Annotated in this window: 23 protein-coding genes; 2 read left to right on the top strand and 21 right to left on the bottom strand. The window is 47.6% G+C overall.

The window, feature by feature from the left end:
• Nucleotides 1-175 precede the first annotated feature (175 nt).
• The 18 genes from glyS to MKY28_RS04720 all read right to left on the bottom strand — a co-directional run bounded on the left by glyS (nucleotide 176) and on the right by MKY28_RS04720 (nucleotide 16,731).
• Entirely contained in the window at nucleotides 176-2,251 is a 2,076-nt protein-coding gene (gene glyS / locus MKY28_RS04805; protein ID WP_340935172.1) for a glycine--tRNA ligase subunit beta, read from the bottom strand.
• Complete coding sequence (gene glyQ / locus MKY28_RS04800; RefSeq protein ID WP_017687252.1) at nucleotides 2,244-3,131, bottom strand: glycine--tRNA ligase subunit alpha; 888 nt, start codon at nucleotides 3,129-3,131, stop codon at nucleotides 2,244-2,246. The genes glyS and glyQ overlap by 8 nt, the downstream gene beginning before the upstream one ends.
• A gap of 410 nt (nucleotides 3,132-3,541) precedes the next feature.
• Nucleotides 3,542-4,294 (bottom strand): DNA repair protein RecO, encoded by a 753-nt coding sequence (recO, locus tag MKY28_RS04795; RefSeq protein ID WP_036615032.1) that lies wholly within the window; start codon nucleotides 4,292-4,294, stop codon nucleotides 3,542-3,544.
• 33 nt (nucleotides 4,295-4,327) lie between these two features.
• Nucleotides 4,328-4,468, bottom strand: coding sequence for a YqzL family protein (locus MKY28_RS04790; protein WP_074095877.1), 141 nt, complete (start codon nucleotides 4,466-4,468; stop codon nucleotides 4,328-4,330).
• 104 nt (nucleotides 4,469-4,572) lie between these two features.
• Nucleotides 4,573-5,472 carry a GTPase Era gene (gene era, locus MKY28_RS04785; protein WP_017687248.1) on the bottom strand — a complete coding sequence of 300 codons (900 nt, stop codon included), beginning with the start codon at nucleotides 5,470-5,472 and terminating at the stop codon, nucleotides 4,573-4,575.
• A gap of 39 nt (nucleotides 5,473-5,511) precedes the next feature.
• Entirely contained in the window at nucleotides 5,512-5,925 is a 414-nt protein-coding gene (locus MKY28_RS04780) for a cytidine deaminase (protein WP_036615035.1), read from the bottom strand.
• Nucleotides 5,926-6,227: 302 nt separating this feature from the next.
• Nucleotides 6,228-6,599, bottom strand: a complete 372-nt coding sequence (locus MKY28_RS04775) for a diacylglycerol kinase family protein (RefSeq protein ID WP_017687246.1) — start codon at nucleotides 6,597-6,599, stop codon at nucleotides 6,228-6,230.
• On the bottom strand, nucleotides 6,599-7,096 hold the full coding sequence (gene ybeY, locus MKY28_RS04770; RefSeq protein ID WP_036615036.1) for an rRNA maturation RNase YbeY: 498 nt from the start codon (nucleotides 7,094-7,096) through the stop codon (nucleotides 6,599-6,601). The genes MKY28_RS04775 and ybeY overlap by 1 nt, the downstream gene beginning before the upstream one ends.
• A 115-nt stretch (nucleotides 7,097-7,211) precedes the next feature.
• A complete protein-coding gene (locus MKY28_RS04765) occupies nucleotides 7,212-9,461 on the bottom strand; it encodes an HD family phosphohydrolase (protein WP_036674803.1) in 2,250 nt (749 codons plus the stop codon).
• 16 nt (nucleotides 9,462-9,477) lie between these two features.
• Nucleotides 9,478-10,449: a PhoH family protein gene (locus MKY28_RS04760; protein WP_017687243.1), complete on the bottom strand. Its 972-nt coding sequence runs from the start codon at nucleotides 10,447-10,449 to the stop codon at nucleotides 9,478-9,480.
• Nucleotides 10,450-10,455: 6 nt separating this feature from the next.
• The gene (gene yqfD, locus MKY28_RS04755; protein ID WP_036674802.1) at nucleotides 10,456-11,649 is read right to left on the bottom strand and encodes a sporulation protein YqfD; all 1,194 of its coding nucleotides are present in this window, start codon (nucleotides 11,647-11,649) and stop codon (nucleotides 10,456-10,458) included.
• The gene (gene yqfC / locus MKY28_RS04750; RefSeq protein WP_036674801.1) at nucleotides 11,646-11,939 is read right to left on the bottom strand and encodes a sporulation protein YqfC; all 294 of its coding nucleotides are present in this window, start codon (nucleotides 11,937-11,939) and stop codon (nucleotides 11,646-11,648) included. The genes yqfD and yqfC overlap by 4 nt, the downstream gene beginning before the upstream one ends.
• Before the next feature lie 180 nt (nucleotides 11,940-12,119).
• Nucleotides 12,120-12,719: a hypothetical protein gene (locus MKY28_RS04745; protein ID WP_036674800.1), complete on the bottom strand. Its 600-nt coding sequence runs from the start codon at nucleotides 12,717-12,719 to the stop codon at nucleotides 12,120-12,122.
• 13 nt (nucleotides 12,720-12,732) lie between these two features.
• A complete protein-coding gene (floA, locus tag MKY28_RS04740) occupies nucleotides 12,733-13,743 on the bottom strand; it encodes a flotillin-like protein FloA (protein WP_036615045.1) in 1,011 nt (336 codons plus the stop codon).
• Nucleotides 13,744-13,901: 158 nt separating this feature from the next.
• A complete protein-coding gene (locus MKY28_RS04735; RefSeq protein ID WP_051450046.1) occupies nucleotides 13,902-15,224 on the bottom strand; it encodes an NfeD family protein in 1,323 nt (440 codons plus the stop codon).
• Nucleotides 15,225-15,506: 282 nt separating this feature from the next.
• On the bottom strand, nucleotides 15,507-15,950 hold the full coding sequence (locus MKY28_RS04730) for a GatB/YqeY domain-containing protein (RefSeq protein WP_017687237.1): 444 nt from the start codon (nucleotides 15,948-15,950) through the stop codon (nucleotides 15,507-15,509).
• Between the two features lie 15 nt (nucleotides 15,951-15,965).
• The gene (gene rpsU, locus MKY28_RS04725; RefSeq protein WP_005547957.1) at nucleotides 15,966-16,139 is read right to left on the bottom strand and encodes a 30S ribosomal protein S21; all 174 of its coding nucleotides are present in this window, start codon (nucleotides 16,137-16,139) and stop codon (nucleotides 15,966-15,968) included.
• Nucleotides 16,140-16,371: 232 nt separating this feature from the next.
• Nucleotides 16,372-16,731, bottom strand: a complete 360-nt coding sequence (locus MKY28_RS04720) for a histidine triad nucleotide-binding protein (RefSeq protein ID WP_024628477.1) — start codon at nucleotides 16,729-16,731, stop codon at nucleotides 16,372-16,374.
• A gap of 248 nt (nucleotides 16,732-16,979) precedes the next feature.
• Between MKY28_RS04720 and MKY28_RS04715 the strand changes: the two genes are divergently transcribed.
• Nucleotides 16,980-17,903 carry a PLP-dependent cysteine synthase family protein gene (locus tag MKY28_RS04715; protein ID WP_036674798.1) on the top strand — a complete coding sequence of 308 codons (924 nt, stop codon included), beginning with the start codon at nucleotides 16,980-16,982 and terminating at the stop codon, nucleotides 17,901-17,903.
• 1 nt (nucleotide 17,904) lies between these two features.
• The gene (locus MKY28_RS04710) at nucleotides 17,905-19,038 is read left to right on the top strand and encodes a bifunctional cystathionine gamma-lyase/homocysteine desulfhydrase (RefSeq protein WP_340935168.1); all 1,134 of its coding nucleotides are present in this window, start codon (nucleotides 17,905-17,907) and stop codon (nucleotides 19,036-19,038) included.
• A gap of 770 nt (nucleotides 19,039-19,808) precedes the next feature.
• On the opposite strand, the gene MKY28_RS04705 is transcribed toward MKY28_RS04710, so the two are convergent.
• The 3 genes from MKY28_RS04705 to MKY28_RS04695 all read right to left on the bottom strand — a co-directional run bounded on the left by MKY28_RS04705 (nucleotide 19,809) and on the right by MKY28_RS04695 (nucleotide 25,181).
• Nucleotides 19,809-20,153: a hypothetical protein gene (locus MKY28_RS04705; RefSeq protein ID WP_036674796.1), complete on the bottom strand. Its 345-nt coding sequence runs from the start codon at nucleotides 20,151-20,153 to the stop codon at nucleotides 19,809-19,811.
• A 427-nt stretch (nucleotides 20,154-20,580) separates the two neighbouring features.
• Nucleotides 20,581-24,000 carry an SMC family ATPase gene (locus MKY28_RS04700; protein ID WP_340935165.1) on the bottom strand — a complete coding sequence of 1,140 codons (3,420 nt, stop codon included), beginning with the start codon at nucleotides 23,998-24,000 and terminating at the stop codon, nucleotides 20,581-20,583.
• The gene (locus MKY28_RS04695; RefSeq protein ID WP_036672068.1) at nucleotides 23,997-25,181 is read right to left on the bottom strand and encodes an exonuclease SbcCD subunit D; all 1,185 of its coding nucleotides are present in this window, start codon (nucleotides 25,179-25,181) and stop codon (nucleotides 23,997-23,999) included. The genes MKY28_RS04700 and MKY28_RS04695 overlap by 4 nt, the downstream gene beginning before the upstream one ends.
• Nucleotides 25,182-25,220: the final 39 nt, after the last annotated feature.

Genomic DNA, 25,220 nt, shown 5'->3' with positions numbered 1-25,220 from the left:
CCAGGCAAAATCCTTCTGCCGGAACGAGGGAAATCAAAGGCTAAAATACGGAGCGGTTGTCAAAAATACAATTCACAACCCGTTCCGTATATTTATACCCTCATATATCCTTCTTTAATACTGAATTTTAGCTTTGCGCCAAGTCTGTGGAAAAGGACTCATGAAATTCGCCCAATTACCAAACCAACTTGGAAAAATCAGCAAATCCTTTCAAGTCACGATCAATAGCCGCGAGTAAGGCAAGTCGGTTCGCCCGAACAGCTTCATCTTCAGCCATAACCATGACCGAATCGAAGAATGAGGTAATACCATCCTTCCAGGCAGATGCAATAGCCAGTGCTTCAGCAGCATGATGCTGAGTCAACGCCTGACGATATTCTGCATTCGTTTTGCTCCATGCCTCATGTAACTGACGTTCTCCATCTTCTGTGAACAGTTCTGGATGTACGGAAGCATTGGATGCTTTGGCCGCCAGATTACCCACACGGTTGAACGATTCAACCGTTGTTTTGAATGCGTCTCCTGTCATAACAGCCGCCATCAACGCTTCACCTTTTGGTACAACAGCGCTGATATCATCGAATCCGGAAGAAATTACGGCATCCACTACGTCGTAGCGAACTGTTTCGGACAACAATTTTTTCACACGAAGACCAAAGAAGTCTTGCAGATCTTTACGAACCTCTTCATCTGCACGTTTCAACAGGTTCATCTGGGCATGCACTTGAAGTGCTACTCCGAACACGTCTGACAATGTCAGCGGAAGCTTGTGATCCAGCAAAATCTGTACAATACCTGCAGCCTGACGGCGCAGCGCATACGGATCTTGAGAACCCGTTGGAATAATGTTGATGGAGAAACAACCCACGATTGTATCCATTTTGTCCGCAGCACTCACAATGGCACCAACAAGAGAAGCAGGGGATTGATCTCCAGCGAAACGTGGCTGATAGTGTTCAAATACCGCTTTGGCCACTTCTTCTTTTTCGCCAGCTTTACGAGCGTAATCCTCACCCATCACACCTTGCAGTTCCGGGAATTCTCCCACCATCAGTGTCACCAGATCGAATTTGCAGATATCTGCTGAGCGGCTAACGGATTCAGCAACATCACCGGATACTTGCAGTTTGGTAGCAAGTCCATCGGCAATCTTGCGAATACGACGCACTTTATCTCCAACCGTTCCCAATTCTTCCTGGAAGACGATACTTTCCAGCTTCGACAATGCATCCTTAATCTGTAGCTTCTGATCTTCCTCATAGAAGAACTTGGCATCAGACAGACGTGCACGCAGAACTTTTTCATTCCCTTTGGCAATAACGTCCAGTGAATCACTTCCACCGTTACGTACCGTCACGAAGAATGGCAACAATTGTCCTTCATTGTCCAGTACAGGGAAATAACGCTGATGCTCACGCATGGAAGTAATCAATACTTCTTGTGGAATATTCAAGAATGAGGAGTCAAATGTCCCGAACAATACGGTAGGTGTTTCCACCAGGAACAGAACTTCCTCCAGCAAGTCTTCCTTAATCGCGATATCCCATTTTTTCTCCGCAGCCAGTGCCTGAATCTGGGATACAATCATCTGTTCACGTTCCTGGATATCAGCAATGACATGTTCGGAACGCAACACTTCCACGTATGAAGACGGAGTGGAGATCACAGCCTCCTTACCGAGGAAACGATGTCCGCGAGTTACATTACCCGACTTAACACCTGTCACTTCCAGATCGATAACCTCACTGCCGAGCATAGCCACAATCCAGCGGATTGGACGTACAAATTTGAAATCATAGGAAGCCCAACGCATGAATTTTGGGAACGTCATGGCATGTAATACAGAAAGTAATCCTTCGCCAACTACAGAAGCCGTCTCCACACCTTTGCTGCTCTTCGTTGCATAGATATATTCGACACCGTTCAGTTCCTTGAACGTGAACTGGTCCGGTTCAACACCTTGACTGCGGGCGAATCCGAGTGCAGCCTTGCTCCAATTGCCACTGTCGTCCAGGGCAATTTTGCGTGAAGGACCTTTCACTTCTTCCTCGATATCTTCCTGCTTTTCAGCCACATTGTGAATCAAAACAGCCAGACGGCGCGGTGTAGCATATGCATTCACTTCACCATAAGCAATGCGGGATGCGTCAAGCCATTTCACGACACGCTCTTGCAGCTGTGCGATTGCTGTGCGCATAAAGCGTGCAGGTACTTCTTCCAACCCGATTTCGAACAATAGATCCTTAGACATGCTCGGCTCCCCCTTTCTTGATCAGCGGGAAGCCTAGCTTCTCACGCTCTTCCATATATGTTGCAGCGACTTGGCGAGCCAGATTACGAACACGTGTGATGTAACCCGTACGTTCCGTTACACTGATGGCTCCACGTGCATCCAACAGGTTGAACGTGTGGGAACATTTCAGCACATAGTCATATGCCGGGAATACCAGATGCTGCGCCATGGCCTTGTTTGCTTCTTCTTCATGCATGTTGAAGAGTGTAAACAGCATTTTGACATCAGATACTTCAAACGTATATTTAGAGTGTTCGAATTCTGGCTGACGGAATACATCACCATAAGTGATACCTTCCACCCATTCCAGATCAAACACATTCTCTTTATCTTGAATGTAAGAAGCCAAACGCTCCATACCATACGTAATTTCAACAGCTACCGGATTTGTCTCGATCCCACCGACCTGTTGGAAATACGTAAATTGTGTAATTTCCATTCCGTCCAACCATACTTCCCAACCAAGACCTGCACAACCAAGGGAAGGATTCTCCCAGTTATCTTCAACAAACCGAATATCATGTTTGAGCGGATCAATGCCAAGACGTTTCAGACTTTCCAGGTAAATTTCCTGAATATTGTCCGGAGAAGGCTTGATGATGACCTGGAACTGATGATGCTGGTACAGCCGGTTAGGGTTCTCACCATAACGTCCGTCCGAAGGACGACGGGAAGGCTCCACATAGGCCACTTTCCAAGGTTCGGGTCCAAGCGAGCGTAAAAAGGTCATCGGGTTCATCGTACCTGCCCCTTTTTCCGTATCGTATGGCTGGACAATAATACAGTTATGCTCGGCCCAGAATTGTTGCAGCGTTAGAATCATCTGCTGAAAATTCATAATCATGCTCCTTTTCAATGGTTTGTTAGCAAGCTTAGGACGGTGAAGACAACAATAAATAGCCCCCGTCCTACGCCTGTTGTACAGACGTAGGGACGAGAGCTATTCCCGCGGTTCCACCCTACTTGGCTTAGATCAAACAAGATGATCCTGTTCGTTCCAGCCCACTTTTCCGTGTCCATTCATGCTCCCGAGTGCCGTTTCAAAAACCGATTCAGCCAGGCTCCCACCATCCCCGACTCGCTCATTCATGATTCCCAAGTGTTATACAACGACTTGTCTCCATAAATGTAATAAATCCAGTCTTTTACTTTCTCGTTCAATGCATGTCTCATAAAGAGAAATTATATTTCATAATATATAAAATCTAGTATGAAGTCAAGATATAGTTTCACTTCCACCAAAACGCCTCAAATCCCGTACTTCTCCATCTGATCGAGGAAAGAACGGGATTTAAGATTCAGACCAAGCTGATGATCCATAAAGGCACGCATCAACTTTTTGATCTCATCACGGGTAGATTCACTCACTGATATATTCCCCAAGCGCTGCAGATCCAACTGTGCGAACAAACGCAACAACTTCAGAGCCTTTGGACTAACTGACATCGCTGGAGGATCGAAATGTTTGCATGCTCGACACAAGACGCCACCAAGTCTGGGACTTATAAACAACTGCTCATCTGGTCGCTCCTGGTTGCAGGAGATGCACTCATCGAACTGTGGACCATATCCGGATGCCTGTAATATTTTCATTTCGTACAGACTTATAATAACAACCGGATCTTTCTCTTCCTTCAACGCCTGCAAACACGCCTTTAACTGTTTGAACCAAAATGTACCTGTTTCCTCATCCTGAAGCACCCGATCCAATAGTTCACACGCATAAGAGGCATAAGAGGCCTTGACCAGATCTTCACGCAACTCATGATAGGATTCAACGATTTCTCCAGCATTCAGTGTACCTAGACCCGTATTGCGAAAATAAACATATTGACCAAACGTAAACGGCTGCACCAGTGCAGCATGTCGGCTCTTGGGCTTTTTGGCACCGCGGACGAGTACCCCTACTTTCCCGCCGCTTTCGGTGCAAAGTGTAATGATTTTGTTCCCTTCGCCGTAGTCCATGCTGCGGATGACAATGCCTTCCACCCTGTATAGCATGCCTCGTCACCTAACCATTCCCGAATCAGCCAGTTATCCTTCGGCTTCTTCATCTTCAATCACTTCCCTTGCATTATCCGACTCCTGTCCTAACGAGTTACACGCCTCGGTATATAACAAATAGGACTCCACGTCCCCCGTCATCGCAAAAACCTTCCACGAAAAATCTCGCATCGGAATTTCATCCTCTCTTCGGAAATGACGTCTGCATCTACCAAATAGGATGGAGTCTTGCAAGGTAAACTATGTGTTGCAATTACTGGATACAACTCGGATGATCAGTCGCGCCCGAAGCCAAGATCACGCAGAACTCGATCCTGATTTCTCCAGTCCTTTTTCACTTTGACCCACAGATCCATGAAAATTTTGGAGCCAAGCAAGTTTTGAATGTCATGTCGAGCTCGTTTACCCACTTCTTTCAGAAGGGCACCTTGCTTGCCGATAATGATCCCTTTTTGCGAATCCCGTTCCACAAATATGACAGCTGAGATATAAACGACACCGTTATCTTGCACTTTCATATCTTCGATCGTTACAGCAATGGAGTGAGGCACTTCTTCACGAGTCATTTGCAGAATTTTCTCACGAATCAACTCGGCACATACAAACTGCTCCGGATGGTCAGTAACCTGGTCGTCAGGATAGTACTGTGGACCTTCAGGCAGATACTTGCCGAGCTGTTCCAGTAATGTGCTGACATTATTGCCATGCTTGGCAGACACAGGCACAATTTCAGCGAAATCGTGTAATTTGCGATACTCTTCAATAAGTGGTAACAGCGCTTCCGGCTCAATTTTGTCAATTTTGTTCATAACGAGAATGACAGGCGTACGGATATTTTTCAGCTGTTCCGCAATATAGCGGTCACCACCGCCCATTCCTTCGGAAGCATCAATCAAGAATAAGGCTGCTTCTACTTCACTCAGTGTGTTCAAAGCGGTCTGGTTCATATAATCGCCTAATTTGGACTGACGTTTATGAATCCCTGGTGTATCCAGAAAAACGATCTGTTGATTGTCCGATGTATATACACCGTGAATTTTATTACGGGTTGTTTGCGGCTTGTCCGACATAATTGCAATTTTCTGTCCGATGACTTGGTTCATCAAAGTGGATTTACCAACGTTTGGACGTCCGATAATGGCTACAAAACCGGATTTGAATTTTTGTTTTTTCATATGTTCCTCCTCAGGCGCCTAGGCCTGGAATGTATTGGTTTATTTTTTGGCAGAATTCAGATCAGAAGGCCCAAAAGCCCAAGGTAACAGTTCAGCAACGGTGGTCTCTTGCAGATCACCTTTCAAATTCCCCAAGATGACTTTCATATCGGGTTCACACAGTTCGTACATGACCTGACGACATACGCCACATGGAGCAATCGGACCATCCGTGTCTCCCACAATGGCAATCGCTGTGAAGCTGCGAGGCTTCTGCCCACCTGCAATGGCACTAAACATCGCTGTACGCTCAGCACAGTTACCTGGTGTATACGCAGCATTCTCAATATTACAACCATGATGCACATGACCTTCACTGTCAAGCAAAGCCGCGCCAACACCAAAATGGGAGTAAGGCGTATACGCCTTCGTACGTGCCTTAATTGCTTCTTGCATTAACAAACCGTTATCCATTAATAATCTCTCCCTTAGGGTGCAATATAAAGTTAGTACCTACGAATTAAGTTCAACCAAAGCCAATTTTACACTAGCCACTCCGAGTCCAGAATAACCCTTCGATCGCTGTTACCCCCAGATTTTTTGATTCACTTTTTCAACGTGAAAATCCGGGGATAAAGGCGAACGCTTCGCTTCTACAGGTTTATTTCTGTCCTCTTCGTTATCGTGTAATGTCAACAAGTTCAACTTAAAAACGGTCTAACTTCACAAATTTGTGTAGTATTAAAATCACAAAACGAATCAAAGTTAATACAAAATCAGTACAAACCCAGCCAGCTCATCACCGGCTTAATGAAAACGATACAACCGATGATGACGGCGAATACCGCAGCCAGCAGAACTGCCCCGGCCGCGGTATCCTTTGCCGCTTTTGCCAGCGGATGGATATGGGGGTGTGCCAAGTCAACCGCTGCCTCTACAGCCGTGTTCATCAATTCAGTCACCAGGACCAAAAAGACAGCGGTCAGCACAAACATCCAATCCGTTCTTGAGATTCTGAAAAAAAAGCCGGCTACACACATCAAAATAGCCACTCCCGTGTGAACTCTCACATTACGCTGAGTCCGCAACCCATATGCGATTCCTTCCGCAGCATTGCGGAATACCAGACCCCAGGAGCGTCTTTTCATTATCGTGTCAACCCGGCCTGGGCCAATACCGCTTCTTGTTTGCCCATCATTTCAGCCTCACTCGCTTCATCCTGATGGTCGTATCCGAGCAGGTGCAAGAAACCATGGACAAACAGAAAACCAAGTTCACGTTCAAATGAGTGTCCATACTCTTCACTTTGCAGGATGGTCCGTGGTACGGAAATGATGATGTCTCCAAGAACATCCGGCATTTCTTCCATTTCTTCATCTTCGTCCAGCTCATAGATAATATCTAGTTCTTCATCCACCGTTTCGTTCATCGCAAAAGACAGTACATCCGTAGGACGGTCAATGCCGCGATAATCACGGTTCAACTCATGAATCTGCTCATCATTCACAAAAGTCAGAGCCACTTCCCCGTCTGCCACACCTTCCGCTTCTCCTGCGAGATTCAGCAATTGTTCCAGCATTGCAATCATCGGGTCTGTAATTTCTTTATCCTGTTGTTCATTATTCCATGCCAGGTTAAGACTCATTCTTTCATAACTCCTGTCTGCTCATATTAGAGGTTGTTCAAAAAAAACATTTCTAGCTTCATCCCATCTTCTCGGTACTGAAAACCAACCTTTTTGAACACGAACTATTATTGAATTAGCCTGCTTCGGGTGAAGTCGGCTTTGGTTTCTTGATCTCCTCCGGATATTCTATCCTGGAGTGGAAGATACCCATCACCGTTTCCTTCAATGTTCTGGCGACGATATCCAGTTCACGCATCGTAAGGTCACAATCATTGAATTGATGATCATCCAATCGTCCTTTAATAATCTTCTCAATCATGGACTCCACTTGCTCCACTGTCGGTTTGCGCAAAGATCTCACAGCAGCCTCTACACTATCAGCAATGCCAACAATAGCCGATTCCTTGGACTGAGCCTTCGGCCCAGGGTAACGGAAATCTTCTTCCGTGAAATCAGGCTCAACACCTGCTTCTTCCGCCTGGCGCAGTGCTTTGTGATAGAAATAGTGGAGAAATGTCGTGCCGTGATGCTGTTCCGCAATATCCCGAATAGGTCTGGGCAGCTTATAATCCTTCTGCATTTCCACCCCATCGCGCGCATGGGCAACGATAATGGATTTGCTCAGTTTCGGATCAATTGAATCATGTGGATTCTCCATATTGTTCTGATTTTCAATAAAATAGATCGGGCGCTTCGTCTTGCCAATATCATGATAATACGAACCGACTCGGCATAGCAATCCGTTAGCTCCTATGGCTTCTGCTGCTGCTTCGGACAGATTCCCTACCATAACGCTGTGATGATAGGTACCCGGTGTCTCCGTCAGCAACTTACGAAGAAGCGGATGGTTCGGATTAGACAGTTCCACCAGTTTGAGCGCTGACAAGATGCCAAATGAAGTTTCAAAAAATGGCATCAGCCCAATGACCAGTATGGCAGTTAATACGCCACCCGCAAATGCAAATCCAACACCGTACAGTGTCGTGGTTCGATTCCAATCGCCCGAGTCAATCAAAGCCAAGGTGAAGACGGCTATCGACCCGAACAGACAGACCATAATGGCCCCTTTCAGGATCGTTGATCGCTGGCTAGCCTTATGAGTTGCGAAGATCGCAACAAACGAAACCAATACAGCGAAGAAACCTAATTCGAAGTCAAAAAGCTGACCCTGATGGGTATTCAAAATGATGCTGGACAACATACCGATCAATATCGAACATACAAAGGCAAGCGAGGTATCCAGTAACAAGGCAATTAACATCGCTCCTACCGCAACAGGTGCAAGGAAGCCAACATAAGACCTCTCATTGGTCTGGATAATCGCCGTCACATGCATAACCACAATCGTAATAATAAAAATGAGAACAAGCATCAACAGCTGGGCATTATTATATTTAAAATGTGTTCCGCTGCCTTGCTGAATATACATCAGAATGGCTGCTGACAACAGGCAGGAAAACATAAGAAGTCCAAGCTGCGGCCAGTAGTTCACTTCATTTTTCAGCAAATCATTCTCATCCAGCAAAGTATACATCTCCGGGGTGATCATCTCACCCTTGGCAACTAATGTGTCCCCTTGCTTGATAAAGACGGTTTGCGTGTTCTCACGCGCCTGTACTTTGGCTTCCTTAGTTCCCTCTTCATCGTAGAAGCGGTTCGCGGTCACCACAAGGCGAGCAAGCTCTTGCACGACCTCACGTTGCGTTCGCTTACCAAGAGAGCTGACACTCACCATCTCAGCTACTTTGGCACGGGCAGTGGTTGCATCGCTGATCTGATCCGTCATTAACCGGGCAACAATATCCCTCGCAACCGGTTTCATCTCCTGGATATCATCCGATGTCAGACGCGAGATTTTGATGTAAGTTTCTTCGGGAATACGGTAGCTTTGCTCCTGTACCACATTTCTGATTTCTTCCAAAAGAGTCTCGGAGTATGTACCGGCTTTCCGATTATTATTGATATAGTTGGTCACAAAATCCTTCTGGCGCTGTGGAATTTCATCCCGATAAATATCAATCTTATCCTGACTTGAAATCTGATCATCCTGATTTAATCGATCTACACGATCAAGCAGGGTAGTCATCAAATTTTCGTTTCGCAACTGGACAATCTGAAATATCGGCTGTACCCGTTCAGCAGCTTCTTCCTGTGCTTTGAGTGTGGCCTTGTTATTCGGAATCTGCATGGGCGCAGCAATGTCCACTTCACTCCGTGTCCCTTCCTGAATATCATAGCGCTCAGGGAGCAGTTTGGAAGCCAGACTGACGTAGAAAAGAATCACCAGAAACAAAAACAGAAGATAGCGTGCCCACACGCTATACTTCCATCCTGTAGCCTTATTCTGAAAAGATTTGCCTTTTGACGGTTCCTTCGAGGTCACTTTAGACAATCCCTTTCTATGCTTGATTTTCTGCGGCGTGGTTGTAAGCCACGATAATTTTCTGGACAAGGGAATGCCGTACAACATCTTGCTCGGCAAAATAGACAAATCCAATCTCGTTAACTTCATTCAAGATCGTATTCGCTTCCACAAGCCCGGATTTCTTACCACGCGGTAAATCAATCTGTGTCACGTCTCCGGTGATGACCATTTTGGAGCCAAAACCAAGACGGGTTAGAAACATCTTCATCTGTTCCGGCGTTGTGTTCTGTGCTTCATCCAGAATGATGAAGGAGTCATCCAGCGTACGCCCCCGCATGTAGGCGAGTGGCGCGATTTCGATTAACCCTCGCTCCAGTGCCTTAGCGGTCTGTTCCTGTCCCATAACGTCATATAGGGCATCGTACAGCGGTCTCAGATAAGGGTCTACCTTCTCCTGAAGATCACCTGGCAAAAATCCAAGACTCTCTCCCGCTTCAACAGCAGGCCGTGTGAGTACAATCCGTTTGACGCTGCCTTCTTTAATTGCGGCAACAGCCAGTACAACAGCAAGGTAGGTTTTACCCGTACCGGCAGGACCAATGCCAAATACAATATCACGTTTTTTAATTGTAGTTACATAGTGCTTCTGTCCAATGGTTTTAACACGGATTGGTTTACCTCGGTATGTCGTTGTAATCTCGCCCTTGAACAGATCCAATAGCTGGTCTGCCCGCATATCCTTGGCAAGTTCAATCGCATACTTCACATCTCTCTCGGTTAACACATATCCATTGCGTATCAATTGCAGTAACACATCAAATAATTGTTCAAGCGATTCCACCTGCTGTGCGTTGCCAAAAATCACAATCTCCGCTTCACGGGATGCAATCTGGGCGGGAATCTCGGATTCAATCAGTTTAAGAAAAGTATCTTGGGGTCCAAAAAGAGATTGGCCCTCTCCCGCACTCTGGAGCGAGATTTGTATGCTGCGTGTTTGCTCTGACAAATATCCTCATTCTCCTTGACTATGGACTAGCGGAAGTTCTTCCGCAATGCTTTCTTCTACTTCAAATAAGACTTTCATATAAACTTTACCATTCTCTTTCTTCTCATGCAAAATTTTTTCACTTATAATTTTTGTTCCTTTGCCGTTTTTGGCGGTAATATCGTTCCTTGCTCCTTCCAATCCTTTCGTTCTGGCCCATTCTATCGTCTGTTGTTGCTCATGCTCTCGGGTCTCCAGATCTTTCTCTGTCAGCCAACCCATGGGAAGTGTAAAGGATCGCCACGTTAATGGTTTATGATTACTCTCGGTATCAAATGAACTGAACGGTGTACTTCCGTACCCCCACAGTTGAATCGCCCAATTCCCCAGCACCATGTAAAAACGTTCTTTGCTCTCACCTGTCATTGTATTATGTTTTTGCACCAGCGGAACCTCTACCTGATACTCACGCCATACCAGACCACGAACTTCGCCTTTGGCAACGATGGTTTTGGTGTTCTCCTCATCCCCGAGAATCCCCGAGATCAATACCTGACCCTTTTTGACACGCATGTCCTTCTGAACAACAGGGCGTCCCTGCTCCGCATAGATTTGAGTGACCACAGCATCTGACTTACTGATCAGATGCCTGGGATTCAGCAATGGTTCGCGCTTTGGTTGCGCCGATTCTACGACCTGAATGGTAATGGTTGTCCCTTCTTTGCTCACGCCAATCCAGGTTACATCCGGCAGAGCGAGTGCAAGCTGCCTGGAGAGCTTGTCTTGGCTTTGCAAACGGAACCCCCATTGCAAAGGATATATGCCCTCTTTCTTCGCTGCTGCAAGCACCTCGTCGGTGGGAATGGTGACGTTACCCTTGACCTCCACACTCCATACCATGGACGACAACGCAAACAAAGCTGCCACAAAAAACAGCATACCCCCAAGAAAGAACTTCCTCCGCAATAATCGGGCCGCAAAAAAAGGGAAACCGCTGCGATGGGTTACTTTCACCCTGCAGCCTGTCCGTTTCAACACAGGACGCAACCTGAAAAAATGCGGCAGCAGAATGTTCATCTCTGCCACGCGTCCATCGTGAGCACGCAGGTTCCACACTTCCAGTCCCTGCTCTGCCACCGTGTTGATCAATGTTTCAATGTCTCCCCCAGTGACCGTGATTCGGACTGCTCCCCGCAGTTTGTACAGACTGGGCTGCTTCATCCCTTCCCCTCCACTCCATTCATATGAATATCCAGAATCGTTCCTTCAACAGCTACTTCATCCGGCAAAATGTTACGTATCACCAAGGCAGTTCCTTTGATCTCTAACTGGCCTTGGGAAAGAGCCAACACGATACGATCCGGCGTGAAATGGATGACACCGCGATGATTCTCTATATACAGTTGCTTACTGCCGATCAGGGTTAACCGTGGCATATCATAAAGCACATCCTGCGGCAGATCCAACACTTCACTGGTCCATCTGCGCAGCTTGCGGCTGATCCGGGTCATTCGAAGGTCTTCCCCCTTCCTCTACAGTTCAACTTATGCGCAGATTCATGAAATTATGAAAATTCCGGGGCGTGTTAGGGACGAATGTTGAGAAAAAAGGATAGAACACAGAAAAAGCCGTCTCCGGCGGCTTTATGCTCACCAGAGACGGCTTTATTTCCGTCCAATAAATTGACTTGTTTACAGTTTTCCTCTTGTACCAAACGGTTGCCTGGAACGAGGGGAACCCAGTACTTCTGCCCACAGGACACCTGTACGAATATCAGCAGGACGAAGTGGAGACGCTCCCGATTCATCGGTGCTGGTCTCATCCCAACTGGAATCAGACACAACTGGCCGATTCGCAGAAGAGATGCGATTCAAGCGTTCTTCAATCAAGCGCTGCTGTTCTTCCATGCCTCTCATCTGTTCCTCAAGTGAATTTGCCATCGCACTCATCGTGCCCTCACTTCTGTAGTCAGTTGCGGGGCGAGAAGATGCAGCAGGCTCCGAATACGGCTCATCATACTGATTCTCATATTGCACGTCATCATACCGATCGTCATACTGTTCATCATAGCGAGGGTCTGTAGGTCCGGAAGACTGCTGCGGAGATGAATTGTCTCTTGAACGTTCATCCCGGCCTGAATCACCACTGCCTCCAAATGTAGGCATCCCGTTGGCAGGACGCTTTTTGTTCGGATCAGCCGATTTGGCAGCTTTCCCCAAGAAGGAGAAGAGTGCAAAACCGATGACGGCCACAATATACAGATTATCAAAAATCCATTCAAATAGGCCCATATGCACTCACCGCCTATCTTCCGTTTTTGGAATCACCCTGATCGTTGGAATTCGAACCTTCACCAGGTTTTCCCAATGTATTACGCATTTGAGTATCCGCTTCAATGTTCTTCAGGTTCATATAATCCATCACACCGATTTTACCGTTACGAAGTGCCTCAGCCATTGCCAAAGGTACTTGGGATTCGGATTCAACAACGCGTGCTCTCATTTCCACTACGCGTGCTTTCATCTCTTGCTCTTGGGCTACGGCCATTGCGCGACGCTCTTCGGCTTTTGCCTGAGCGATACGTTTGTCAGCTTCTGCTTGCTCTGTTTGCAAGAAGGCACCAATGTTCTTACCTACATCAACGTCAGCAATATCAATGGACAGGATTTCAAAAGCAGTACCTGCATCCAAACCTTTGGACAATACGGTTCGGGAGATCAGATCCGGATTTTCCAAGACGTCTTTGTGAGAATTGGAGGAGCCGTTTGTACTTACGATACCTTCACCAACACGGGCGATGATCGTTTCTTCACCAGCACCACCGACGAGACGGTCAATATTGGCACGAACCGTAACCCGTGCTCTAACTTTAACTTCAATACCATCTTTGGCAACCGCAGAGACAATCGGTGTTTCGATAACTCGTGGGTTAACACTCATCTGTACGGCTTGTAATACGTCACGACCTGCGAGGTCAATCGCAGCAGCACGTTCAAATTCGAGTGGAATGTTGGCACGTTGTGCAGCAATCAGAGCGTTTACAACACGGTCAACGTTACCACCGGCCAAGAAGTGACTTTCCAGTTGGTTCATTGAAAGTTTAAGACCAGCTTTAGTTGCTTTAATCATTGGATTAACGATACGGCTAGGCGTTACACGTCTCAGTCTCATCGCTACCAGTGTAATAATACTTACGCGTACGCCGGATGCAATCGCTGAAACCCAGAGCATAACCGGGAAAAAGCTGAAGAATACGCTCAATACGATAATACCTACTACCGCAATGAGCAAAATCGTAATCATAGATGTGTCCATTTAATTTCCTCCATTTGCAATTTGAATTTGATAAAAATATTTGAGAATACACTCTTGAGTCCGCTGCTAAATGAAAGAATGCACCACCTTGCTGGCAGCTTCAGCTACGTGGTTATGTACATTGCCGAAGCGTTAATCCGCTTCGACAACAGAGCGAGTTACACCGGCAAAGCTTGCTGAACCACAATCCGGGTACCTTCCGCTTTAATCACAATAATCGGAGTATCGATGGGAATAAAATCTCCGTCGGTCACAACGTCAATTCGTTCCCCTTCAAACATCGCTGTTCCAGAAGGACGAAGTGGTGTCAGACTGATTCCTTGCAGACCAACCAGCTCTTTACGTTCTGTGGCTGATGAATAACCCCGATCCGCAGACATGCTATCACTCAGTATGAAGCGATTCCATATCCCTCGATCCTTAAAGATAATTGAGATGATCGCAATGACTACCAGTGCTGCTCCAAAAGCGATACCTAGAGATACAAATGCATCACTCGTATCATAAGCAGCCCTTACAACACCGGCCACAAGCGCAATTGATCCCAAAATCCCCAGAATACCAAAGCTCGGAATAAACATCTCCAGAATCATCATGATGAGTCCAACGGTAAATAGCACCCATGTCTCTGCTCCGGCAAATCCAGCAATGTAATTACCCGAGAAATACAACACGAAACACACGATACCTACAATACCAGGAACTCCAAAACCAGGAACAATCAATTCAATGATCACACCCGCGATTCCGAGGAACAATAACACAGTCATCACAACCGGATTGGTAAGAAAAGAGGAGATATTCTCCGCTGTTGTTCGTTCTACCTTAAATACGTCATCCTGACTGTAACCGAGCCAAGCTGCCGCTTCTTCCGGTGTGTTGCTGATGTGGTCGGCATAACCAACTTTCAGCGCTTCTTCAGCCGAGAGAGCAATAATTTCACCTTTTTGCTTGGTTTTATTGATCTCTGGCATTTCAACAACGATGTTAACATCCGTCATTCCAGCTGCAATCTTGCCATCACGACCACTGATTTCAGCCGCTCCCTGCATTTTGCTTTTCCAGAATGCAACAAGCTTTGGATCATCAACATGTTTACCCGTACTGTCGACCATTGCTGCCGCACCAATCATACTGCCTGGTGACATTACGATCTTATCTGCATTCAGAGCCAGAAAACTCCCTGCTGAAGCAGCATCTCCACGAACAAATGCAACAGTCTCAATCGGACTGTCCTTAATTAGGGTACCCAATGCTTCTGCAGTGTCGACACGGCCTCCCGGCGTATTGATATCAAGAACGATCAGGCCAGCATTCATCTCTTCTGCTTGCTTGAACCCGCGTTCCATGAACTTGCCAAGTCCCTGCTCGATTGGTTTATCAACCGGAATAATATATACGGCACCACTCTTCTCAGCTGCATGCGCTGACGGTGATCCAATCCAGACAGGAAGCAACAGCGTCAGCAGCATTAAGAGCATCAATGGCCCCGTAAGCTTCTTCCGGCGCTTTCCCTTCACAATAGTCCCCCCTTTTCCATTAATGTTATACTGTCCAGCTTATGGTATTTATTACGTGCAATGCAACATTTCGTTTCAAAATCTTAAAATTATATTTGAAAACTCAATCAATTGCAAGAATAAAAATCCATAATAATATATATTAACCATTAAAAAGAAATTTCGTCATCCCAAGGACATGATGCCTTCTGATAAATGGAAAAAACACCTCCTGACAAGTCAGAAGGTGTTTATTGATTTGCTTTATTGCAGAAATTGTTGAACTGCTTGATTTACCAGTTTGCCGTCCGCTTTGCCTTTAACTTTCGGCATAAGGGCCGCCATGACTTTCCCCATCTCGGCTTTCGAAGAAGCACCGGTTTCCTGGATGGTCTGCTGTACAATAACTTTAATTTCTTCTTCGGTAAGCTGTGTGGGAAGGTACTGGATGAGTACTTCAATTTCCGCTTTTGCATTTGCCGCGAGATCTTCACGGCCCGCTTTGTCAAATTCTTGGAGGGCATCTTTGCGCTGTTTGATTTCACGACTCAGGATATCAAGCACTTCGTTGTCATCCAAATCTCTTTTCAAATCTATTTCAAGATTCTTGATCGTCGAACGAATCAACCGAATGTTGGAGAGTCTGAACTTGTCCTTACTCTTCATCGCTTGCTTCATATCTTCGTTCAATCGTTCGCTAAGATTCATGTAATTAAAATCCTCCTAAAACTTTCTCTTACGAGCAGCCTCGGACTTTTTCTTGCGCTTTACGCTTGGCTTCTCATAATGCTTACGTTTCTTCACCTCAGCCAATACGCCATCTTTAGCGATGGAGCGTTTAAAACGACGAAGTGCAGCATCAATAGTCTCGTTTTTGCGAACTTTAGTTTCAGACACCAGTTTTCCCTCCCTCCGACCAGACCGTCCAAGAGCAATAACACGGTTCATCATCTTACATTATAGGCGAAAGATAATAAAGGTGTCAACCTCAATGTAATGATCACTTATTTGAATCCATTTTATAACTCAAAGGTATTATGAAATGGATTCATTATATAAGCATTTGGTCACACATTCATGGATTTAATGCATATGACTAAATCCTCAATAGTAGTACCCATCAGCTCGTTTATTTGTGAGAATCGGACAGACTTGTTAACACGCCAAGTCTGGTACCACCCAACAAGTGGTAATGCAGATGATGAACGGTTTGTTCTCCATCCTTACCACAATTGTTGATTAATCGATATCCTGTTTCCTCCACGCCAAGACGCTTCGCCGCTTCTTGAGCAGCCAGATGAATCTCGCCGATCAATGGCAGATCTTCTGCAGTAACTTCATTCATGGAAGCAATATGTTTCTTCGGAATGACAAGAACATGTGTCGGTGCAGCGGGCTGGATGTCATGAAAAACGATAACATGGTCATTCTCCAGTACTTTATTGGAGGGAATGCTGCCCTCTACAATTTTGCAAAATAAGCAATCCATAGTTCATACCCTCCTTTGTATTCCAGTGTATGTATTCCCCTCTATCATACTAAAAGTAAAAACCCACGTCCAATCTTTAGACACACAACCAGGTATTCTAGGTCAACTCTCCATCTATCATCGAGCCGAACACTATACAACATTGGATTGTATACCAAGCTCTTTTATCGAAATATGGTTTTATCACGCACTTTTCCCAATTAAACAAATATGTATGGTTAATGACACACAAAAGGAGATTGGTTAATTTGACCGTTTATCAACATGTGCAGGAACTTATAGGTAATACACCTCTGCTTGAATTAACTCGTTATCCATTACCGGAAGGAATCCGCCTGTTCGCCAAACTGGAATTCATGAATCCCGGAGGAAGTGTGAAAGACCGGATCGGCAAGTTTTTATTGGAGAAGGCCTTGGCAAGAGGAGATGTTAAGCCAGGTGGAACAGTGATTGAAGCTACCGCTGGCAACACAGGAATTGGTCTTGCAATGGCGGCTGTAGGCCTGAATTTAAAGGTCATTTTCACGGTACCTCAGAAGTTCAGCTTTGAGAAGCAGCAGTTGATGAAAGCCCTCGGTGCTACGGTCGTCAACACACCCACATCCGAAGGAATCACTGGTGCCATACGCAAGGCGGAATCGCTGGCGAAAGAAATACCGGGTTCGTATATTCCAGGTCAGTTCTCCAATGCGGATAACCCACTCGCACATTATGAACATCTGGGCCCTGAGATTTGGCGTGATCTGAACGGGCAGGTGGATGTATATATCGCCGGAGCCGGGTCTGGCGGAACTTTCATGGGAGTATCTCGCTATTTGAAGGAGCAAAAACCGTTAATTAAAACATGTATCGTAGAACCCGAAGGTTCGATACTCGCAGGAGGTCCATCGGGACCACATCGTACAGAAGGAATAGGGGTCGAAACGTTATCTTCTTTTATGGATGTGAGTTACTTTGATGCCATTCATACGATCTCAGATGAAGATGCCTTTGAGCGGGTAAAGGATCTGGCCTTGTTGGAAGGCTTACTGGTAGGAAGTTCCTCAGGTGCAGCTATGCAAGCCGCATTAAACGAAGCTGTTCACGCAGCTCCCGGAAGTAACATCGTCGTTATTTTCCCGGATAGCAGCGAACGGTATTTAAGCCAAAATATCTATAATGGAGGACAATGAAATGAGACCAAAAACCAAGCTGATTCATGCAGGTATTGTTGGTGATCCAAACACTGGAGCAGTGAGTGTACCGATCTATCAAGTAAGCACGTATGAGCAAGAATCGGTTGGCGTACACAAAGGATACGAGTATTCACGAACAGGCAACCCTACCCGTCATGCGTTGGAAGAAGTCATTAAAGAGCTGGAGGATGGCGTTCGAGGTTTTGCTTTTAGTTCGGGCATGGCTGCGATTCACGCTGTACTGTCTCTGCTGAAAACTGGAGATCACGTCATTCTGACGGATGATGTATACGGCGGGACTTACCGTATTTTCACCAAGGTGCTGAGTCGTCTGGGGATCGAGTCTACCTTTGTAGATACTACCTCACCACAAGCACTGGAAAAGGCTTTGCAATCCAATACAAAGGCCATTTATGTAGAAACACCTACCAATCCGTTACTCAAGGTCACCGATATTGCTGCTGTAGCGAAATGGTCAAAACAACATGAGTTGCTGTTCATCGTGGATAACACGTTTAGTACACCTTATTGGCAAACTCCGCTGGTTCTTGGGGCAGATATTGTACTGCATTCTGCAACAAAATATATCGGTGGGCATAGTGATGTCGTGGCAGGACTTGCGGTTGTCAACAGCGAGCAACTTGGTGAAGATCTGCATTTTATTCAAAATGCAATTGGCGCAGTTCTGGGACCTATGGATTCCTGGCTGTTAATGCGAGGTCTTAAAACATTGGGATTGCGGATGGAAGCGCAAGAGCGCAATACAGAGCAGCTTGTGACATTTCTGAATCAGCATCCAACAGTGAGTAAAGTTTATTATCCCGGACTGCCCGACCATCCGCAGCACAAGCTTGCTTCCATGCAAGCGAGAGGATATGGCGGTATGGTTTCCTTTGATGTAGGCAGTGCTGAAAAAGTAAATGACGTGTTAAGCAAAATCCGTTATTTCACATTGGCTGAAAGTCTGGGCGCGGTGGAAAGTTTAATTTCTGTCCCTGCCCGAATGACACATGCTTCCATTCCCTATGAACGTCGGCAAGAATTGGGGATCACGGATGGTTTGATTCGGATCTCCGTTGGGATCGAGGATGTTGAAGATTTACTTGAGGATTTGAAATCTGCATTAAATTAAGGGCATTTTGAAGTCCGTGCTGGCTGATCTTGGAGAAGGTGCAGTGGACGATTTTCCAAGGAACACAGGACGTCTTATTTGATGTTCAGGCCCACATTTGAAATTATAAGGAACATCAGGCACGTTATTTCCCGAAATTACCTCAATAAAATGCTGAAAGCGGCTCTTTATGCGGTAATGACGTGTCTCAGACTCCTTAAAATTTTGCGGGCGCTTCAAAGCCTTGAATAAGATCCCTCAGATTCGTCAGCGCTCATATCATGCTCTACTCCTCCAACCGTGGACAAGAGAACAGCATGGATTCCACCAGAAGCGAAGCTTTTTATCGGGATAGAGAATTAAAGCTTTTCGGTGTCTTGATCGTAAACTTGCACATAGGACGTTCTCGCATATTCAGGATGCAGTACACCGATTGCTGCTGCGGACGTTCAGGCCAGGTCTGCTTTCAGTAGGTTTAAATACACGTTATGTGCCATCCGTTCATCATCGACCTTACACTAATTAGATTCAAAAAAAGGTCATGCCTTACAGAAGTTCGCTTCTGCACAGGCATGACCTTTTTAGATATTCGGTATGTTGCCAGTTGTATTGCAAAGACTGTTGCGATACATCAGGCTGAGACTCTGTATGTGATAAGACCTCTCTAATTCATGCTGTACGGTACCATGAATGAAACATCCATCCTCAGCTAGTTATTTTCGAGGATTTTCATAGGATGCCCATAGGTACATAAAAATGTGTCACTTTAGTTATGACTGTTTTTTCTAATCTCAATAGTACGGTAAAAGGGTTAATGCTGTAAGCGCAAATAACGGGAGCACCAGTCGGTTAAAACGTCTACGGCCATAACCATAATACGGATAAGGTGTAGGGTAGCCGTAACCTGGATAAAATCCGCGAGTATGACCTATCGGATAGTTTGCTCCAGGCATTGCATTTGGAGCCCAGTTCGCATGATTCACCATGGCTTCCGGTCCAACGGGAACAGCCAGGTAGATCATTTCGTCATCCACATTTTCCATAATGCCATCGTAGTGCATACCGTCATTCATCTGTACACATACATAACGGTGCATGTGTTCCTTACATATTTTCTTTGCTTCCACTTTTTCCACTTGCCAACGCCTCCCTGATTCAGCTCTTGATCACCTTTTCATGGTATTCAGAACTGGGCGAATTGACACTACTGACGAAAAAACACAAAAAAAGAAGCACCCCGTGAGCGGCTTCCTTGGAAGTCTGCTGCGCGGACATCTATTCAGGAAACGTCCTGATCAGATGTCCGCCGGGGTACTTAAATAAAGTTTGTCGGCTTAACTGTAGTATAACAGCGGGATGAACCTGTATCTGTGATGTAACTCACTCCGTTATGTTATAAAAGCAAGAAAAGAAATATTTTCACAAAAATAACATTCCGTAATCGTGCGTGTTTAATAGGCACCATTCGTAATCAAAAGCGGACTTTTTGAACAACCTCTAATATTCATTTTGCTTGGACTATTAGAGGCGCTTCTATGATCTATATTGCTTACACATTGCCCTCTACAGAGTCTCCAAGACCACACGTGAGCCGTTTCCGGCCTCACCAGCCGGAATCACCACAAGTTTGCGCGGCAAGCGTGCACGCAGTTCAGGCACGTGACTGATTACACCAACAGCCAATCGGTCGTCATGCAATTTTTCCAGAGACGTAATGACGGTATCCAACAGTTCAGGGTCAAGTGTACCAAATCCTTCATCCAGGAAGAAGAATTGAAGTGGGTACTGACCTCGCAGCTGAATCTGGGCCGACAGTGCCAAGGCCAGTGACAACGAAGTCAAAAACGTCTCGCCACCTGACAACGTTGATACCGGTCGTTTGACTCCCCCGTTGGCATCATCACAGATTACAAAACCACCACCGGAATCCACCTCCAGTGAATAACGTTGTTTGGTCAGGAAACGCAGACGCTGAGATGCCGCATGACTAACCTGCATCAGTTGTTCCTCCGCAATATACTCGACAAAAGCATTGCCTCTGAACGCGGATTGAAGTTTGCTGAGCAGTTCGCCTTGACGGCTTACCTCCACCCGCTTGTTCTCCAGTTCGGTCCAGCGAACATGTCGCTGCTCCACATCCTCCAGATCACGTTCTGCACGTGCTTTGGCACGAAGGGAAGCCTCATCCTCAATTCGGACCTGCTGCAAACGTTCGGTGCACGCTAACCACTGTTCCTCCGATACGACAGCACCACCCAGCTTTTGTTCCAATTCACGCAACTGGGATGCCAGTTCACGCTCACGTTCACGGTGCTGCTGGATCTCTCCTGCCAGTCGTTCTGCTTCCTGGGAAGGAATTGCCGCAGATAAAACAGCATCATCCGAGTCAAACGGGGATTGTTCCAGCAATTGCTTCCACCGTTCCTGTGCCTGTTGCAGGTGTTCTGTGGCCGAGGCGGCTGCCTGTTGAGCCATAACGTCTTTTTTAGCTGATTCCTGCTTCAGCGTGTCCGCTTCTTTGAAGCGTTGTACCGAGTCCGAAGCTGTTTTCCGCAGTCCATCCAGACGAGCCTGAGCCGCAGTAATCAGATCTTCTACCCGTTGCTCCCCAACCCACTGGCGCAAGCGTTCTTCCTTCTCGGCCAGCTGTTTGCTATTGCCCTGCCACTCCGTTTGCCACTGAATCAGTTGTTTGTCCAATTCCACCAGCTTCTGCTGGAGAGATTGAATGATTTGGTCTTTTTCCTCAAGGAACGTCACGCTTTTGTTCAGACGTTCCTTGATGTCTTCGGCGCGCGCATCGCGCTCCTGCATCGCCTGATAGAGGGCCTTGGCCTCCTCCTGAGCGATGCCGGGCAGTTCCGCGGTCCAGCGGCCCTGCAAGGCAACCGCTGCGGCCTCGCTCTCGGCAAGCTTACGCTCCGCCTGGGTGAGCCCGGCACGGCCGGCCTCTTGCGCAGCTGCCGCTTCCATGCGGCGCTGCTGCGCGCCCACAGCCGCCTGCTGCAACGCGGCGGCTTCGGTCTGGAGCGGCGCTGCTGCGCCAGCCAGCGCCTGCGCGGCTTCGCGCAGCGCAGCGGCACGCGATGCCCAGCCTGCCGGGGAGCGCCCGTGTTCGGGCGACCCGGCGGGCTCGGGCTCCGCTGCCGCAGGCGCGGCCTCGGCTGCGGCAGGAGCTTCGCCGGCCGCAGCGCCAAGCTGCGTCAGCAGGCTGCGACGTTCGTGCAGCTGCTGGCGTAGCCCAAAGCGCAGCTCCTGCAGCTCCGCGTGCAGGCTGCGCAGCAGTTCCAGGTCCGCATCGCCTGCGTGCGGACCTTCTCCCGGCGGCGCAGCCGGGAGCGGGTGGTGCGGCGAGCCGCACACCGGGCATGGCTCGCCGTCGTGCAGTTCGGCGCGCAAGGCGGAGGACAGCCGGTGTAGCTCCTGCTCGCGCATCGTGCCACGCAGCCGTTCCTCCGCAAGGGCCAGCAGGCTTTGTTCGCGGCTAATATCCTGCTCACAGGCAAGCAAGGCCTCAAGACCTGCTGACGCCTGTTCTACCAGATGCTGACGCTGATCACTCAGGCGTTTTTCTTCCTCAGCCGCCGCCTTCAGCTTGTCGGCTCCCTGTTCTGCCGATTGCTTATAGGCTTGCATGTCAGCCTTATTTTGCTGCAACTGCTCCGCGGCAGTATCCACACGATGTTTCAGTTCTAGCGCAGCTTGAAGTTGCCTGCGTTCCTCTGACTTCACTTCATTTGGCTTGAGGCTCTCCTGTAGTTCCTCTCGCCGTTTGCGTCCGCGCTGTTGCAGTTCCTTTTCTTTCTCAAGCTGCTGTCCCAGCGTAGTTTGTTCGCTCTGCCCCTGTTCCAGCAACTGCGCGAGGCGCGAGCAATCGGCTTGAAGTCCGTCCCGTTCACGTTGCAGCTCTTTCGCTTGTTCGAGTTGCTCCAGGCGCAGCAGAAGTTTCGGTTCTTCCTCAGTCATTTGCTTGCGTGCCGTCTCAGCCTTCTCCGCTTCCTGAACAGCCAGACGCTCATGTTCCAGTGCTTGCTGATGAGCTGTCTCGGCAGTATCCTGCCGCTGCTTCTGTGTAGTCATGGCATCTCGAACCGTCTGCAATGCAGGCAGTATTGCATCTGCCGCAACGGATTGTTTCAGCCGTTGTTCGCCTACCTCTATCTGTGGTTCCAGTGCTTTCAGCTTCTGCTGTTCATCCGTCCGGGCCTGCCGTTCGTTACTTAACTCACGAATTTTGCCCAGTTGTTCAGCTTCCTTCACAGCTTCATCCAGCGCTTTGCGGGACAATTCAGACTGCTGAACAGCGTTTTGAAGAAGACGTTTCGTTTCTTCCAGCGTCTCCTTGCTGGCATTCCCAAGTCCCTGTTGCTCCGCAGCAAGAGATTGGTGAACCATATCATTATCCTTAACCCGCCGACTTAATTTGATGGCCAGCTGATCCCCATACTTCTCCAGATGGAACAATCGTTGCAGCATCTGACGACGTTCACTGCCTTTGAGTGACAAAAACTCGGCAAACTTCCCTTGCGGAAGCACCACTGCCCGTGTAAAATCATCCATCTTCAAACCGATCACATCTTCAACGCAGCGATTCACATCTGCCAATTTGTCGGCAAGTACCTGTTCTTCGCCATTAACCGTCTCTATGAATTTGCTGATTGTGTTACTCACCGAAACTTCATTATTTCGTTTGAAACGTCGCTCTACCCGGAACCTTCGAGTGCCTTCCGCCGACATCAGTTCAAATGTAAAAGCAACCGACAACGAATCCTCTGCATGATTCATAATGCCTTGCGTCCCGTTCACCGCGCGTTCCACTTTTCCGTACATAGCGAGTGTGATGGCATCGAGCAAAGAAGATTTACCACTACCCGTTGGACCGAAAATACCGAATAGTCCCGTCTCCGTCAGCACGGTAAAATCAATCTCCTGCATCTCCCGATAACTTTGCAGTCCGGCAACTTTTAATAAAATCGGCTTCATCTTTCCTCGACCTCCTCACGCGCACCCGGCTCGTCTTCATCCACAAGTTCCAGGAAAAGCTGTACCAGGCTGTCTTCCGGTTGTGCACCACCGGTCTGACGCTGATAAAATTTACGGAACAGTTCATGCACAGGTAGCTCGGATCGTTGCTCCAAAAGTCCTGCTGCAGCCATCTCGGGATACACCGGGCGAATATGGATGATACCTTCATGTGATTTTCGCAGCTGCTGAATCTCCTTCAGGGACATCGCCTCGTCCAGCCACACTTCCATGTCGATAAAAGCCTGTGGATCACGCCCCTCATCCAGCCAGCGATATACTTCTGCCAGACCACCACGGGCCTGCCAACGTACAAGCGGACGCCCGGACGTTAACAAAACTTCTTCTACCTGTGCTGCTCCACCCGGCGCCAGATCAACCATCGTGACAGACTTGCTCTGCCCTGCTTCCGAGAAGCTGTAGGCGAGAGGAGAACCGCTATATCGAATCACACCGTCTCCTTTGACAGCCTGTGCACGATGAAGATGCCCAAGCGCCGTGTATTGCGCACCAGTCGCTAGAGATGAAGGGTCCACCGTGTAGGCCCCACCGATCTGAATCGGACGTTCCGAATCACTCTCAAGTCCGCCGAGCACATAGATATGACTCATGGCCAAGTTCACGGTATCCGGGCGAAAAGAAGCTGCCAGACGCTGCATTAACATGCCCACCCGGTGACTGTATGCCTGACGAAGCACATTTTCGTCCCCATCTGTTGTCAGCAGTTCATTCAATCTGGCTTCAGAAGGATAAGGTAATGCGGCAATCTGTGCAATTTCTCCGGTTCGCTTTGCATGGATAGTCACCGCTTCTGAAGTAGGCATCCCTACGAGTGTAATGCCCTGTCTGTTCACAAGTGGAGTTACAGAAGCTACACGTTCTGGCTGATCATGATTTCCAGCAATCACCACGAGGGGTCTTCCATGCTCCGTCAGACGCGCTGCCGCTTCATAAAAAAGCTGTTCCGCCGCTGCGGGAGGATTCACCGAATCATACACATCTCCGGCCATCAATATGGCATCCGCCTGCTGCTCATCAGCTACCCTGACGAGTTCATCAACGAAATCTTCCTGTTCACGCAGTCGGCTTCGTCCTTCCAGCGTTTTTCCCAAATGCCAGTCCCCTGTATGCAAAATACGCATTGTCCGTTCCACCCCTCTCCCATATGAAATCCATGGTTT

It is taken from the genome of Paenibacillus sp. FSL R5-0473 (genome assembly GCF_038004565.1).
GTDB lineage: Bacteria > Bacillota > Bacilli > Paenibacillales > Paenibacillaceae > Paenibacillus > Paenibacillus amylolyticus.
Note: the sequence above shows the minus strand (reverse complement) of the source record. Positions and strands in the feature narration are given on the sequence as shown.